The 15,171-nt window shown below is 68.9% G+C and carries 13 protein-coding genes; 5 read left to right on the top strand and 8 right to left on the bottom strand.

The features are described from left to right. Nucleotides 1-74 precede the first annotated feature (74 nt). From RS83_RS07430 to RS83_RS07420, 3 genes are all read left to right on the top strand, one after another. Nucleotides 75-1,256, top strand: coding sequence for a M20 metallopeptidase family protein (locus RS83_RS07430; RefSeq protein ID WP_045278866.1), 1,182 nt, complete (start codon nt 75-77; stop codon nt 1,254-1,256). Nucleotides 1,257-1,470: 214 nt separating this feature from the next. Then, nucleotides 1,471-1,812 carry a GIY-YIG nuclease family protein gene (locus tag RS83_RS07425; protein WP_045278865.1) on the top strand — a complete coding sequence of 114 codons (342 nt, stop codon included), beginning with the start codon at nt 1,471-1,473 and terminating at the stop codon, nt 1,810-1,812. 149 nt (nt 1,813-1,961) lie between these two features. Then, a complete protein-coding gene (locus tag RS83_RS07420) occupies nt 1,962-2,624 on the top strand; it encodes an FBP domain-containing protein (RefSeq protein WP_231587739.1) in 663 nt (220 codons plus the stop codon). A 173-nt stretch (nt 2,625-2,797) separates the two neighbouring features. Here the strand turns inward: RS83_RS07420 and RS83_RS07415 are convergent, their stop codons facing one another. The 4 genes from RS83_RS07415 to RS83_RS07400 are packed head-to-tail and all read right to left on the bottom strand — an operon-like array spanning nt 2,798 to nt 8,232. Next, on the bottom strand, nt 2,798-5,152 hold the full coding sequence (locus tag RS83_RS07415) for a beta-glucosidase family protein (protein WP_082071567.1): 2,355 nt from the start codon (nt 5,150-5,152) through the stop codon (nt 2,798-2,800). A 2-nt stretch (nt 5,153-5,154) separates the two neighbouring features. Further along, the gene (locus tag RS83_RS07410) at nt 5,155-6,027 is read right to left on the bottom strand and encodes a carbohydrate ABC transporter permease (protein WP_045278864.1); all 873 of its coding nucleotides are present in this window, start codon (nt 6,025-6,027) and stop codon (nt 5,155-5,157) included. Then, nucleotides 6,024-6,962 (bottom strand): carbohydrate ABC transporter permease, encoded by a 939-nt coding sequence (locus RS83_RS07405; RefSeq protein WP_045278863.1) that lies wholly within the window; start codon nt 6,960-6,962, stop codon nt 6,024-6,026. Before RS83_RS07405 ends, RS83_RS07410 begins: the two co-directional genes overlap by 4 nt. Beyond that, nucleotides 6,943-8,232, bottom strand: coding sequence for an extracellular solute-binding protein (locus tag RS83_RS07400; RefSeq protein WP_045278862.1), 1,290 nt, complete (start codon nt 8,230-8,232; stop codon nt 6,943-6,945). Before RS83_RS07400 ends, RS83_RS07405 begins: the two co-directional genes overlap by 20 nt. A 162-nt stretch (nt 8,233-8,394) precedes the next feature. On the opposite strand from RS83_RS07400, the gene RS83_RS07395 reads away from it, so the two are divergent. After that, nucleotides 8,395-9,405 carry a LacI family DNA-binding transcriptional regulator gene (locus RS83_RS07395; protein WP_045278861.1) on the top strand — a complete coding sequence of 337 codons (1,011 nt, stop codon included), beginning with the start codon at nt 8,395-8,397 and terminating at the stop codon, nt 9,403-9,405. Here RS83_RS07395 and RS83_RS07390 read toward each other — a convergent pair. The 4 genes from RS83_RS07390 to RS83_RS07375 are packed head-to-tail and all read right to left on the bottom strand — an operon-like array spanning nt 9,386 to nt 13,539. Beyond that, entirely contained in the window at nt 9,386-10,225 is an 840-nt protein-coding gene (locus RS83_RS07390; protein ID WP_045278860.1) for a PaaX family transcriptional regulator C-terminal domain-containing protein, read from the bottom strand. The genes RS83_RS07395 and RS83_RS07390 overlap by 20 nt on opposite strands. Then, the gene (locus RS83_RS07385; RefSeq protein WP_045278859.1) at nt 10,222-11,646 is read right to left on the bottom strand and encodes a kynureninase; all 1,425 of its coding nucleotides are present in this window, start codon (nt 11,644-11,646) and stop codon (nt 10,222-10,224) included. Before RS83_RS07385 ends, RS83_RS07390 begins: the two co-directional genes overlap by 4 nt. A 1-nt stretch (nt 11,647) precedes the next feature. Then, nucleotides 11,648-12,688: an amidohydrolase family protein gene (locus RS83_RS07380; RefSeq protein ID WP_052678944.1), complete on the bottom strand. Its 1,041-nt coding sequence runs from the start codon at nt 12,686-12,688 to the stop codon at nt 11,648-11,650. Beyond that, on the bottom strand, nt 12,688-13,539 hold the full coding sequence (locus RS83_RS07375; protein WP_045278858.1) for a tryptophan 2,3-dioxygenase: 852 nt from the start codon (nt 13,537-13,539) through the stop codon (nt 12,688-12,690). Before RS83_RS07375 ends, RS83_RS07380 begins: the two co-directional genes overlap by 1 nt. Before the next feature lie 118 nt (nt 13,540-13,657). Here RS83_RS07375 and RS83_RS07370 point away from each other — a divergent pair, with 118 nt between their 5' ends. After that, nucleotides 13,658-15,163, top strand: a complete 1,506-nt coding sequence (locus tag RS83_RS07370; protein WP_045278857.1) for a glutamate-cysteine ligase family protein — start codon at nt 13,658-13,660, stop codon at nt 15,161-15,163. Nucleotides 15,164-15,171: the final 8 nt, after the last annotated feature.

The following is a 15,171-nucleotide window of genomic DNA, read 5'->3' as shown; positions in this document are numbered from 1 at the left end:
AGATGTGGTATAAGAGACCGTCCTGGGTCCCTGAGCTTGTCGAAGGGCCCCATCCCCACGCGAAGGATCACCGCATGACCCGCTTCGACGCCCATGCCGCCGAGCTTCTCGACGGCCTGATCACCCTGCGGCGCGAGTTGCACGGGGCCGTCGAGGTCGGACTCTACCTGCCGGAGACGCAGCGGATCCTGCTGCGCGAACTCGCCGACCTCGGGCTCGAGGTCTCGGTGGGGGAGTCGTTGTCCTCGATCACGGCTGTGCTGCGCGGGGGTCGGCCGGGACCGGTCGTGCTGCTGCGCGGCGACATGGACGGGCTGCCGGTCACCGAGGCATCCGGTCTCGATTTCGCCGCTGTCTCCGGAGCGATGCACGCCTGCGGTCACGACCTGCACATGGCCGGGCTCGTCGGTGCTGCCCGACTGCTCGCTGCGCAGCGCGACGACCTCCCCGGCAGCGTGATCTTCATGTTCCAGCCGGCCGAGGAAGGGCCGGGCGGGGCTGAGCCGATGCTCGCGGAGGGCGTGCTGGATGCCGCGGGCGAGCGCCCTGTCGCGGCGTACGCGATCCATGTCGACAGCGCCGTGCCGTCAGGGCAGCTCGTCACGCGCGAGGGAGCGATGATGGCGAGTGCCAACGCGCTCGAACTCGTCGTTCGCGGCACAGGCGGGCACGCCGCCTTCCCGCATCTGGCGATCGATCCGGTGCCGGTGGCTGCGCAGCTGATCCTGGCGATGCAGACGTTCGCAGCGCGGCGGCTGCCGGCCACGGATCAGGCCGTGATCTCGGTCACGACGCTGTCGAGCGACGCCGAGGCCGGCAATATCCTTGCGGCATCCGTGAGCATGGAGGCGAACATCCGCACGCTCTCCGCCGCGACGCTCGAGGTGGTGAGCACCGAGCTTCCTGAGATGCTGACGGGCATCGCAGAGGCGAACGGATGCACGCTCGACACCGACTTCATCGCTGCGTACCCGGTCACGGTGAATGATCCGGCCGAGACGCGTGAGGTGCTCGCGGTGCTGGACGAGATCGTCGGTGCCGAGCGGGTCGTCCGCCGCGAGGCTCCGTACATGGCGTCCGAGGACTTCTCCTATGTGCTCGACGAGGTGCCGGGGGCGATGATCTTCCTCGGCGCAGCATCCGCCGATGGCCCGAAGCCGCTGCACTCCGACGACGCGATCTTCGACGACGGCGTGCTCGGGCTACAGGCGACGGTGCTCGCCGAGCTCGCCTGGCGGCGCCTCGCCCGCGGCTGACCCCCGCTCCCTGAGCCCTGCCCCCTGGGTCCCTGAGCCTGTCGAAGGGCCCGGCCCCGTGGGTCCCTGAGCTTGTCGAAGGGCCCGGCCCCGTGGGTCCCTGAGCCTGTCGAAGGGCCCTGCCCCGTGGGTCCCTGAGCCCGTCGAAGGGCCCTGCCCTCTGCGAGTTGTCCACACCCCCGTCTCACACCTCGATCTCGAGGGACCATGGCTGATGGCGTGGACGTACATTCTCCGATGCAGTGACGGCTCCTTCTACACGGGCAGCACGAACGGTGAGCTCGACTCCCGCGTGTGGCAGCACAATCACGACGACGCCTTCGCAGCGAACTTCACCCGCAAGCGGCGCCCGGTCGTTCTCGTGTGCGCCGAGCGCTTCGACACGGTGGATGCCGCGTTCTTCCGTGAGAAGCAGCTGCAGGGCTGGAGCCGGGCGAAGAAGATCGCGTTGATCGAGGAGCGCGGTCATGACCTGCCCGAATTGTCGAAGGCGCGTGGGCGGGACGCTTCGACAGGCTCAGCGACCCAGGGTGCACGGTCTCCGTTGGGTCCCTGAGCCTGTCGAAGGGTTGGGATGCGCTTCGACAGGCTCAGCGACCCAGGTGGGCTCAGCGACCCAGGTGGGTGCAGCGACCCAGGACGGTCCAGCGACCCAGGAGGTGCACCGGGTGTACACTCGCCGGGTGCTGAAATCGAGGAGCGCCCGTGGGGCGCAGAGCGGAGGCACCGGCGCGTTCTGCGTCGGTGGCAGAGGCTGACGACCAGCCGGAGGCGGATGCCGTCTCCGGGGTTCCGTCACATCCGGTGACCCGCTCGGGCGCCGACTCTCCTTCCCTCATCGACTCGCCGTCGCGGCGAGCACCCAAGAAAGCACTCTTCATCATGCGTCCCATCGACGAGCGCGCCATCCGCGCATCCTTCCGCAATGCCTCCCGCAAAGAGGTCTCCGACATGAACCTCCCTGCCGGCTTCGGCGACATCGACTTCGGGAAGCTCGACTACCTCGGTTGGTCCGATCCGAAGTCGCCACGTCGCGCCTATGTGGTCGTCGAGGTCGATGACGGTTTCGCTGGCGTGCTGCTGCAGCAGGCCGAGCAGCGTTTCGCGACACGTGCCCAGTGCTCGTGGTGCGATGACGTCACGCTCCGCAACGACGTGCAGCTGTTCACCGCCCGCAAGACCGGCCCGGCCGGACGAAAGGGCGACACCGTCGGCACCCTCGTGTGCGCGAACTTCGACTGCTCCACGAATGTGCGCCGGCTCCCGCCGCTCGCGTACGAGGGCTTCGACCGCGAGCTCGCGCGCGACCTGCGCATCCTGCGTCTCGGCGAGCACGTCAGGGCGTTCATCGACGGTCTCGACGCCTGACGCCTGACGCCTGACGCCTGCGGGTGCGGGCCCCCACACGGGCCTGCACCCGCCACCGCACGTCCACAATTCAGCAAGAACGTCCGACAACGGGCCGAAACGCTCCGGATCGGTCGCTTCGCGGCGCACTCTTGCTGAATTGTGAACGCCCGACCCCCGGCACCCCGGCCGGGTCAGACCGACGGCACGATCTCGATCGTCGTCACGGTCTCCTCGTGGTCGCACGCCTCGCCGACCCACAGCCGGATCCGCCCCGGCTCCACGCGACGAACGCCGTCGATTCCGGTGAACGCCAGGCAGTCCGACGGAATGTCGAACTCGACTCGCTGCTCAGCACCAGGCGCGAGCGCCACGCGACGGAACCCGATCAGCTGGGCGACCGGTCGCGCAACGCTCGCGACCTCGTCGTTGGCGTAGAGCTGCACGACGTCTGTCCCTTCGCGAGCGCCGGTGTTCCGCACGACGACCGAGACCCGGAACGTCGCGCCGGCCTCGACGGAGGGGTCCGCCTCCAGGTCGGCGTGCGCGAACGAGGTGTAGCCGAGCCCGAAGCCGAACGGCCGCACGGGAGTCGGGTCGACACTGGTCACGTCGGTGCGTCCGCCGAGGATCGGATGCAGATACGAGTACGGCTGCGCGCCGGCGGATCTCGGCAGCGAGACGGGCAGCCGTCCGGACGGAGCGGCCAGACCGGTCAGCACCGCGGCGATGGCGGGGCCGCCCTCCTCGCCGGGGAAGAACGACTGCAGCACTGCCGCAGGGAGTGAACGCTCGGCCGGTCGCGGCACGGATACCGCCGCCGGCGAGTTCACGGACCCGATGCCGGCGGTCGCGCCGCCCGGGGTCGCACGCTCCGGCAACGCCCAGTCGAGGGCGTACGGTCGCCCGGTGATCGCGACCAGGACGACGGGTGTGCCGGTGGCGATCACGGCCTCGACGAGTTCGCGCTGCACACCTGGCAGGTCGAGGGTGTCGACGTCGTTCCCTTCGCCGACTGTGCCTCGCCCGAAGAGGCCTGCACGATCGCCGACCACGACGATGGCCAGGTCGGCCGCAGCGGCATCCGCGACCGCAGCCGGGAATCCATGACGGTCGTCGCCCTCCGCATCGCAGCCGACGCTGTGCGTGAAGGTTGCAGCGGGAAGCTCCCTGCGAAGCCCGTCGAGCACCGTCGGGAGTTCGATGGCCGCCGGAACCTCCGGGTGATGCGCGAGCACGTGGTTCACGAACGAGTAGCAGCCCATCAGGGCTTCCGAGCTGTGCGCGTTCGGGCCGATCACCGCGATGCGCTGCGCCCCTGCGGGGTCGAGCGGGAGCACACCGCCGTCGTTGCTCAGGAGCACGATCGATTCCTCGGCGAGACGGCGGGCGATCGCACGGTGTCCATCGGGATCGAGGTCGATCGACTCCGGCGGGCTGGAGAAGTCGGCGTCCAGCAGCCCCAGGTCGTCTTTCTCGGTCAGCACGCGCCCGACGGCTCGGTCGAGGATGTCTGCGGACACCACCCCGTCGCGCACGAGGCCGGCGAGCGTCGTGTACGCGTCGGGGGAGGGCAGCTCGACGTCGATCCCGGCGCTGATCGCCAGCGTCGCGGCCTGTGCGGAGTCGGCGGCGACACGGTGCATGGTGCGCAGGAAGTCGACCGCGAAGTAGTCCGAGACCACCACGCCGTCGAATCCCCAGCGCTGGCGGAGCACCTCGTCGAGGTAGTGCGGATCGGCCCCGACGGGCACGCCGTCGATGTCGGTGTACGAGTTCATCACGCTACGGGCGCCGCCCTCACGCACCGCCATCTCGAAGGGCGGGAGCAGGATGTCTTCGATCTCGCGTCGTCCCGCATGCACCGGTGCGTGATTGCGCCCTGCTCGTGACGCCGAGTACCCGACGAAGTGCTTCAGGGTGGCGTGGACGCCCTGCGACTGCATGCCGCGGACGTAGGCCGTGCCGAGCGTCCCGACCACCAGGGGGTCTTCGGCGATGCACTCGTCGACGCGCCCCCAGCGCGGGTCGCGGATCACGTCGAGCACCGGCGCCAGGCCCTGGTGGATGCCGAGTGCGCGCATCGAGGAGCCGATCGCGACGCCCATCTCGTGCACGAGCTCAGGGTCGAACGATGCGCCCCACGCGAGCGGGGTGGGGAAGGTGGCTGCCTGCCACGCCGCCAGCCCGGTCAGGCACTCCTCGTGCACGATCGCCGGGATGCCGAGACGCGTCTCGCGTTGCAGGCGGGCCTGCTCCGCCCACAGCCATCGCGCCCGCTCGACGGGGTCGACGGGCCGCGTGCCGTACACCCGGGTGAGGTGCCCGATCCCGTGGGCGCTCGCCTGGTCGTACCGGGTCGACGTCTGCTTCTCGCCGGACATCGGCGCGACCACCTCGTCGCCCTGATCGACCCAGAACCCGACGAGCTGCGACTGCTTCTCCTCGAGCGTCATCTGCGCCAGGAGCGCCTCGACGCGGGGTGAGAAGCGGGTGCGGGACGGGGACTGCGACACGGTGGTCTCTTTCTGTGGGGATGCGACGGACATGGTCAGCCCTTGACCGCGCCGGTGAGTCCGCCGACGATGCGACGCTCGAAGAGGCTGAAGAAGATCAGTGCTGGGATCATCGAGAGCGACGTGAACGCCAGGACCTTCGCGGTGTCGACCGAATACTGCGAGGCGAACGACTGCACCCCGAGCGGAAGCGTGAACGCCGAGGCGTCGTTGAGCACGAACAGGGGGAGCAGGTAACCGTTCCAACTGCCGATGAACGCCAGGATGCCGGTCGTGATCACCCCTGGCAGCGACAGCGGGAGCACCATCCGCCAGAAGAAGCCGATCCGGCTGCATCCGTCGATGAAGGCCGCTTCCTGGATCTCGTCGGGGATGGCCCGCAGGAACGGGACCAGGATGATGATCGTCGTCGGCAGGGCGAACGCGATCTGAGGGAGGATGACGCCGCCGAGCGAGTTCATGAGCCCGAGGCTGCGGACCACGATGTACAGCGGCGTGATCGCGACCGTCAGCGGGAACATCAGGCCTGCGGCGAAGAAGGCGTAGAGCACTCCGCGTCCCGCGAATCGGTAGCGGGCGAGCACGTATGCCGCCATCAGCCCGAGTGCGACCACACCGATCGTGGTGGCGAGGGCGACGATCGTGGAGTTCAGCACCTGCCGCCAGAAGATGCCGCCGGTGATCACGTCGAGGTAGTTCGAGATCACCCACGGCTGCGGCAACCCTGAGGGGTCGGTCGTGATCTGCGAGTTCGTGCGGAACCCGCCGATGATGATGTACGCGATCGGCGCGAGCATGAGTCCGACGACGATCAGGGCGACGAAGTACACGGTCGGGTTGGCCCAGGGCAGTCGCGCCTTGGCCGGTCGACCCGGCCGCTGCGTGACGAGCAACGAGGTGGCGGTCATCGCGTGATCCTCTTCTTCCGTGCAGGGGTGCCGGTGATGGCTCCATCGGTGTCGCGCTTCAGCACCGCGCGCTGATAGATCAGGGCGACCACGAGCGAGATCAGGAACAGCACGACTGCGACCGCGTTGCCGTAGCCGAAGTTGCCGGCATTGCGGCCCTCCGAGACCATGTAGGTCGCCATCGTGGAGGTGCCGGCTGTCGAGGCGATGTACTGCCCCCAGATGATGTAGACGAGATCGAACAGCTGCAGCGAGCCGATGATCGACAGGAACGCCCAGATGCGCACGGTCGGTGCGAGCAGCGGCAGGGTGATGCGCCACTGGATCTGCCAGTATGAGGCTCCGTCGATCGCCGCCGCTTCGTGCAGCTCTTCCGGGATGCCCTGGAGCCCTGCGAGGAAGAGGATCACGGCGAACCCGACGTACTTCCAGGTGATGATCGCCATCAGGGTCCAGATGGCGATGCCTGGGTCGGAGAGCCAGTCGTTCGCCAGGAAGCCGAGTCCGATGTTCTGCAGCAGATCGTTGAAGGCGCCGCTGGTCTGCAGCATCAGGCTCCACCCGGTGCCGACGACGACCTCGGAGATCACGTAGGGGATGAAGATCAGGACGCGGATCAGTGACTGCCCCCGCATCCGCCGGTTCAGCAGCAGGGCGAGCAGGATCGCCGCGGGGCCCTGGAGCACGAGGGAGAGCACCAGGATGACGCCGTTGTGCGCCAGCGCGTCGTGGAACAGCGGGTCCTGCAGGATCGTGAGGTAGTTCTTCAGTCCGACGAAGTCCGTCGGCGGACCGTATCCCTGCCAGCTGAAGAAGCCGTAGTACGCGGCCATCAGCACGGGGAAGATGACGAAGGCGAGGAAGACGAGGAGGGCGGGCCCGGCCAGAAGGATCACTTCCAGCCGGGCGGCCGCCTTATGCCTTGGCTGCGGCATCCTGGACGGCCTTGACGAGGTCCTCCGGCGTTCCCTGGCCGGCGAGCATCGTGACCACGGCGACGTTCAGCGCGTTGCCGACGTTCTGGCCGTAGACCGTGTCGAGCCATTGGGTGGCGTAGGGGGCTGCGTTGTAGGCCGTGAGGATGTCCTGCAGGTACGGCTCGGTCACGCCCTCCTGGGCGACCGTGTTGACCGGAGGGGCGTTGAACGCCTTGTAGTAGGCGGTCTGCACGTCGGAGGTGCCGAGGTAGTTCAGGAAGTCGACGCAGGCTGCAGGTGCATCCACCGAGCAGGAGTAGCCGTCGACGCCGCCCATCATCGATCCCGGCTCGCCCTCGCCGCCCTCGACCTCGGGGAACGGGAACCAGGAGAGGTCGGCGAGCGGCTTCTTCTCGGGGGTCAGCGAGCCGATCACACCCGGGTCCCACGCGCCCATGAGCTCCATCGCGGCCTGGTGGTTGGCGATGAGACCGGCCGAGCTTGCTGCGCCCTGCTGGGCGGTGGTCGTCAGGAAGCCGGCATTGAACGGCTCGGTGGCCGCGAAGTCCTGCAGATCCTCGCCGGCGCGCACCCAGCAGTCGTCGTCGAAGCTCATCTCGTCCGCCGCCTTGGCGAGGGTGTCGGAGCTGCACTCGCGCAGCGCGAACCAGTAGTACCAGTGGGCCGCCGGCCACGCATCCTTCGCGCCGAGCGCGATCGGGTCGATGCCGGCGGTCTTGAGCGCCTCGGTCGCCGTCTCCAACTCGTCGATGGTGGTCGGGTTCTCGGTGATCCCGGCCTGGTCGAAGAGGTCCTGGCTGTAGAAGAGACCGCCGGGGAGCACTGCGACGGGCATCGCGTAGATCTTCCCGTCGAGGCTGCTCGCGGAGTACGCGGCATCCGAGATCTCCTCGGCGGCACCACCGGCGATCGAATCCGTGATGTCCTTCAGCTGGCCGGCCTTCACCATCGCCGCCATCTTGCCGCCGCCGCGCTGCAGGAAGATGTCGGGGGCGTCGCCGGAGTTCAGCGCCGTCTGGAGCTTGCCGTCGAGGTCTTCGTTCTGCACCGACTGGATGTCGATCGTGACGCCGGGGTTGGCCTTCTCGAAGTCGGCGACGGTCTGCTCCCAGAACTTCACGCCAGGGCCGGTGGTCGAGTTGTGCCAGAGCGTCATCGCCGAGTCTCCGCCTTCATCCGGAGTACTGGCCGTGCACCCACTGAGTGCGAGAGCTCCGACGGCCGCGATCGCGGCCACGGAGGCAAAGGAACGCCGTGTGCTGTTCATGTGATCGTTCTCCTCATCGAGACGGTGCGCTCCGCGTCGATGCGGGCGCCGCGGCTGGGGCGAGCCGCTTCGGGATGCAGTCTGCTGTCGATCCGGAAGCTCGTCAAACGTTTTCGAAAACAGTTTCCATCCACCGGTTCCGTGCGGTTACGCTGAGCAATCATGAGCGGGAGAACCACGATCCACGACGTCGCGAAGGCCGCGGGCGTCTCGGTGTCGACGGTCTCGAAGGCGGTCAACGGCCGGTACGGGATCGCGGATGCCACGGTCACCCGCGTCCTCGATGTGGTGCAGCGTCTCGGGTACGAATCGAGCCTGGTCGCGAGCAGCATGCGGGCCCGTCGCACCGGTGTGATCGGGGTGCTGCTCGCCGATTTCGAGCCGTTCAGCGCCGAGATCCTCAAGGGCGTCGGCGCCACCGTGCACGACACCGCCTTCGACCTGCTCGCCTACAGCGGCTCTCGGCATCGCGCGGGCGAGGGCTGGGAGCGGCGGTCGTTGAGCCGCCTCTCCGGCACCCTGATCGACGCCGCCATCATGGTCACCCCGACGGTCGTCGGCACATCGGCCGACATCCCCGTGGTCGCGATCGACCCGCACACCGGCCGCGCCGATCTGCCGACCGTCGAGTCCGACAGCTTCGGCGGGGCGCTGACGGCCACCCGGCATCTGCTCGAGCTCGGCCACCGCCGGATCAGCTTCCTCGGCGGTCGCCCCGATCTGCGTTCGGCGGGTCTGCGCGACGCCGGCTATCGACGTGCACTCGCGGATGCCGGCATCGCGGTCGATCCGGAGCTGATCCGTGCCGGACGCTACGAGCTCGGCACCACCAGGGATTCCGCGCGGATCCTGCTCGCCGGTCCGTCTCGCCCGACCGCCGTGTTCGCTGCGAACGACCTGTCGGCCATCGCGGTGATCGAGGTCGCGCATGAGCTCGGTCTCCGGGTGCCGGACGACCTCTCGGTGATCGGCTTCGACGACGTCCCGGAGGCATCGCGGCGGGCACTGCCGCTGACCACGATCCAGCAGCCGATGCGCCGGCTCGGTGCGGTCGCGGCCGAGATGGTCTTCGAGCTGCTCGAAGGGCGGCCGGTCGAGGAGATGCACGTGACGCTGCCGACGCGCCTCGTGGTGCGCGCGACCACGGCGCCGCTCAGGCCCGGCGCGGAGTGACGGCCACCGCCCGCACGTGCGCGAGCGCCGGACCCTCGAGCGCGGCGGACAGGCGTGCGAACTCGTCGAAGCTTCGTCGTCCAGGCCAGTCGGCAGGCAGCATCGTGGGCGGCAGGCCCGGGTCGACGTACGGCAGCACGCGCCAGCTGTCGATCAGCTGCACGTAGGCGGCGAAGGGCTCGGCCGGCAGGGTGGCGAGCGACTCCTGGAACGCCCGGTGCTCGGCCCGCAGCGCATCGAGGTCCCACCACGTCGCCGCAGCGTCGACCAGCGGCAACGCGGTCTGCGGCGTCGAGGCCTGGAACAGCGTGACCCAGGCGCGGGCGTCGAGCTCGTCGACGATCTGGGCGACCTCGTCCTGCAGGTGCCCAGGGCAGATCCAGAGCGCCGGCGACACGATGCCGGCGCCGATCCACTGCAGTCGTGTGCGCAGCCGATGACGAACGCTGCGGGCGCTCTCCGGGATCGAGAACGACACCAGGCACCACGGGTCGTCGTCGTGCATCTCGCGCATCTCGAAGATGCGACGGTCGCCGCGTTCCAGCATCCGTGCGGCCGCCGGGTTGAGTCGGTACCCGGCGACGCCGTCGCGTTCGGCGAGCAGCAGCCCCTTCTGCTTCAGGCGCGTGATCCCGGTTCGGGCCTGCGCGGTCGGGATGCCGAGATCCTCCGACAGCGTCACCAGATCGGCGGTCGAGATCCAGCCGCCGAGCGGACGCAGGAACAGCCCGACCACCGTGCGCAGCAGCGACGCCGTGCTGCCGGGGCGGGCATCGATGTCGTCGAGCACCGCATCCGCCCCGCGCGGATCGGTCGTCATGCCCGCAGCGCGTCGCGGATCGCCAGCACCCCGACGGCGGTCTCCGCGAATGAGGTGCTCAGCGGCGACAGTCCGAGACGGATGCCGTCGGGGAACCGGAAGTCGGGGATGATGCCGTCGTCCCACAGCCGTGCGGCCACGGCACGGAAGTCGGGGTGCCCGATCGTGACGTGACCGCCGCGCACCGCGGCGTCTCGGGGACTCAGCAGCCGCACGCCGAGCGGGGCGAGCACCTCGTCGTACGCCTGCACGGCGAAGTCCGTCAGCGCGATCGATTTGGCACGCACCGCACCGATCGACGCGTCCTCGATCAGATCGAGCATGCCCTGCATCGCGAGCATCGAGGTGACCGGCGGCGTGCCGCTCAGCAGCTGTCGGATGTCGTCGGACGGCACGTACTCCGGCCCCATCGCGAAGATGTCGGACGCACTCCACCACCCGTGGATCGGCTGCTGGAGCACTCCCTGCAGGCCACGGCGGAGGTACGCGAACGCGGGCGAGCCAGGACCGCCGTTCAGGTATTTGTACGTGCACCCGACGGCGAGGTCGACACCCCAGGCGTCCAGCTGCATCGGCACGACGCCGACCGAGTGGCAGAGGTCCCACATCATGAGCGCGCCGGCGGCGTGCACGGCATCCGTGATCGCCGGCATGTCGGCCAGGGCGCCGGAGCGGTAGTCGACGTGGCTCAGCGAGACGAGGGCGGTGCGATCGGAGACCACGGCCTGCACGTCGGCGACCGTGACGCCGTGCACCGGATCGGGCTCGATCCAGCGGACCGTCATGCCGGTCTCGGCGGCGACTCCGGCGACCAGGAAGCGGTCGGTCGGGAAGTTGCCCGCCTCCATCACGATCTCGTCGCGCCGCGTCTCACCGCTGGTCCCCTGAGCCGCCCCGCTGGTCCCCTGAACCGCGCCACTGGGTCCCTGAGCCGCCCCACTGGGTCCCTGAGCCTGTCGAAGGGCCGCCCCCCTGCTCCCCTGACCCGTCCCACTGGTCCCCTGAGCCGCCCCACTGGGTCCCTGAGCCTGTCGAAGGGCCGCCCCCCTGCTCCCCTGAGCCGCACCACTGGGTCCCTGAGCCTGTCGAAGGGCCGCGCGCAGCAGCTTGTAGATGAGCACGCTCGTCGAGTCGGCGACGACGGTCTGTCCGGGGGCGGCGCCGAGGGCGAGCGCGCCGATGCGGTCGCCGAGCTCCATGGGCAGTGCCATCCACTGCTCGTCCCAGGAACGGATGAGCCTGGTGCCCCAGTCCTCGCGCACGAACTGCGCGATCTTCTCGGGGATGTCTCGCAGCGGACGCCCGAGCGAGTTCCCGTCGAGGTAGGCGCTGACGCCGGGCGCGTCGACGAAGGCATCCAGGTGCGCGTGCAGCGGGTCGGCGGCGTCAAGTTCGCGGGCGCGGTCGAGGAGATCGGTCATGTCACACCTTCAGGTCGTCGGCGATGAGGGGGCGGGCGTGCAGTGGATCGGCGGTCTCGGGCGTCGAGCCTGGGAAGAACAGCAGGACGGATGCCGGATCGAGCGGGTCGACCGGGGCGAGGGCGCGCAGCAGCGCTGCATGGTCGAGACCCGCGTCGCGGAGGGCTGTGAGCTCGTTCGCGTTCAGGTCGACCGGCGTCGGGCCGTTGCCCATGTCGGTGCCGTAGTGGAGTATGCCGCCAGCGGCATGGAAGCGCCGCACATTGTCGAGGGCGATCGTCAGGTCGGCGCCGCTGTGGATCGCGAGCGTCGAGATCCAGGAGACGGATGCCGCCTGTGCGGCGATCTCCGCATCGTCGAGCCGTTCGGTGAACGGGGCATGGGCGAGCTGGGCAGCGCCGAGCCGCGCTGCGCGCTGTGCCTCGCCGCGGCCCTCCGCGTGGGCGACCACCGGCAGACCGCGTGCCGCGGCGAGCTCGACGATGGTGCGGAAGAGTGCGTCGTCGAACACCGGCCCCGCGTGCGCGTTGCTCGCGATCTTGATGCGGCTCGCACCGGCATCCGCCATCTCGGTCACGGCGGCCGCTGCGGCATCCGCATCCGCGATCTCCCGCACCGAGCCATCGGGCGCCCACTCCCGATCGGACGGATAGCCGCCCACCGGCGTCAGGAACGCCCCGGCGAACGCGATGTCGACCGCGGCCGGCGTTCGCAATTCAGCAAGAACGCCGTCGCCGCCGCCCGAATCGGCCTTCGAGGCCGTGTCCGATCGCGTTCTTGCTGAATACTGCACCGACAGGCGGGCGACCTCCTCGGGGTTCGCCCCCAGGTCGACCACCCGCCCGAGCGCCGAACCGGTCAGCAACGTGTGATCGACGAGCTGCAGGTGCACGTGGTGGTCGGCGAATCCGCCGGTGATCACGCCATCGAGGCGCGGCAGATCGGCCGTCGGCGCGAGGTCGTGCAGGCGGACCTGCCCATCGACGAGGTTGACTGCGCCCTCGCGCCAGGCATCGCCGTCGAAGAACGTGATGGCGTGCATCAGCCGCCGATCTCCGTCCGCACCGTGTAGAGCTCGGGGAAGAACGTGAGATCGAGGGCGCGCTGCAGGAAGCCGACGCCGCTGGATCCGCCGGTGCCGACTTTCATGCCGATCGTGCGGGCGACGGTCTTCAGGTGGCGGAAGCGCCAGAACTGGAAGTTGTCCTCGAGGTCGACGAGGTCTTCGCAGGCTTCGTAGAGGTCCCAGTGCTCCTGGTGGTGCTGGTAGATCTCGCGGATCGCCGGCACCAGGTCGGGCGTCTCGCGGTAGGGCTCGCGCACGTCGCGGTCGAGGACGGATGCCGGGATCGGGAGTCCGCGGCGCGAGGCGTAGCGCAGGAACTCGTCGTACAGGGTCGGCTTCTCCCACTCGGCGGTGAGCAACGCGAGGTTCGCCGGGTGGTCGCTGAAGACGCTGAGCATCTTCGCGTTCTTGTTCCCGAGTGCGAATTCCACCGCGCGGTACTGCACGGATTGGAACCCCGACGAACTGCCGAGCGAGCCGCGGAACTGCGCGTATTCGGTGGGGGTGAGCGTCGCGAGGATCGCCCACTGCTGCGTCATCACGTCCTGGATCTTCTTCACGCGTGCCACGCGCTTCAGCGCTTCGCGCAGGTCGTCGCTCGCGAGCAGTTCGCGCGCCGACGACAGCTCGTGCAACAGCTGCTTGAGCCACAACTCGGTGGTCTGGTGCTGGATGATGAACAGCAGCTCGTCGTGGTGCTCCGGGACGCTGACCGGATGCTGCGCCGTGAGCAGCTGGTCGAGGGACAGGTACGAGCCGTAGCTCATCCGCCCCGACATATCGGTGACGATGCCGGCTTCGAGTGCGCGCTCGTTCTCGGTGCTCATGGGTCGCTTCCTGTCGTGACGGGCAGATAGAACATATAACAAATCTGCCGACCGTCACAATGGTGAAATATGGGAAGCCTTCCTCGACGAGGTGGCGTCGGGTGGATACCGTCGGGCTATGGGTGACAGCATCGAGGCGCAGACGTTCACGCGCCAGGACCGCACGCAGTTCCGCGCCAAGGCCGAGCGGTGCCTCGACGCCCTGGCAGCCATGCTGGCTGATGGTCGATTCGCAGCCGTGGACGCCCCGGACTCGCAGCTCGGTCTGGAGATCGAGTTGAATCTGGTCGACGAGCATGGTGCTCCGGCCCGAGGGAACGATGCGGTGCTCGATGCGATCGCTTCGCCGGCGTTCCAGACGGAACTCGCGCGTTTCAACGTCGAGATCAATGTGGCGCCGCGACCGATCGGAGGCAGGCACCTTCAGGAGCTCGAGACCGTGCTGCGCGGCTCGCTCGAGGTCGCCGATCGCCGGGCCCGGTCGGCCGGCAGCGGCCTGGCCATGATCGGGATGCTCCCGACGCTCGACGAGACGCACTTCACCGAGCGCTGGTTCTCGGCCGATCCCCGATACAGCCTGCTCGGTCAGCAGATCCTCTCGGCGCGGGGCGAAGACATCGAGCTGCAGCTCGACGGGGTCGCTCTGAGCGACGATCAGCAGGACGAGCAGCTCGCGATGGTCTGCGACACGATCCTGCCCGAGGCCGCCTGCACCTCCGTGCAGTTGCACCTGCAGGTCGCCCCGGAGTCGTTCGCCGCGTACTGGAACGCGGCGCAGGCGATCGCCGGTGTGCAGGTGGCACTGGCAGCGAACTCGCCGTTCTTCGCCGGCAAGGCGTTGTGGCACGAGACGCGGATCCCGATGTTCGAGCAGGCGACCGACACCCGTCCGCAGGAACTGAAGAATCAGGGTGTGCGGCCTCGCGTCTGGTTCGGCGAGCGGTGGGTCACGTCGATCTTCGATCTGTTCGAAGAGAACTCGCGCTACTTCCCTGCGCTGCTGCCCGTGTGCGCTGACGAGGATCCCTTCGAGGCGCTCGAGGAAGGACGCGCCCCGCAACTCGCCGAGCTGCGCATGCACAACGGCACCCTCTATCGCTGGAACCGTCCGATCTACGACGTCTCGGATGGCACCGCGCATCTGCGCCTCGAGAACCGGGTGCTGCCGGCGGGACCGAGCGTCGTCGATGTGGTGGCGGACGCCGCGTTCTACTACGGGCTGGTGCGCAGCATGGCCGAGGCGGAGCGTCCGATCTGGACCCAGATGACGTTCGACGCAGCCGCCGAGAACCTTCGCGCGGCTGCACGCGGCGGCATCGACTCTCGGCTGTACTGGCCGGAGGTCGGCTGGATCAGCCCGAGAGAGCTCGTGCTGCGGCGGCTGCTGCCCGCGGCCGCCGAGGGACTGGATGCGTACGGCGTCGACCCTGAGGTGCGCGATCGGTATCTCGGCATCATCGAGCAGCGGTGCCTCACCGGTCGCAACGGCGCGGTCTGGCAGCGGGAGAACGTGGCGGCCCGCGAGCGATCAGGCGCGTCACGACCCGAGGCTCTACACGGCATGCTCGCGGACTACCTGGAGCGGATGCAGGCCGGCGAGCCCGTGCACACCTGGACGCACTGACACGCTGA

The sequence above is a fragment of the Microbacterium oxydans genome, assembly GCF_000956525.1.
Taxonomy (GTDB): Bacteria; Actinomycetota; Actinomycetes; order Actinomycetales; family Microbacteriaceae; genus Microbacterium; species Microbacterium oxydans_A.
Note: the sequence above shows the minus strand (reverse complement) of the source record. Positions and strands in the feature narration are given on the sequence as shown.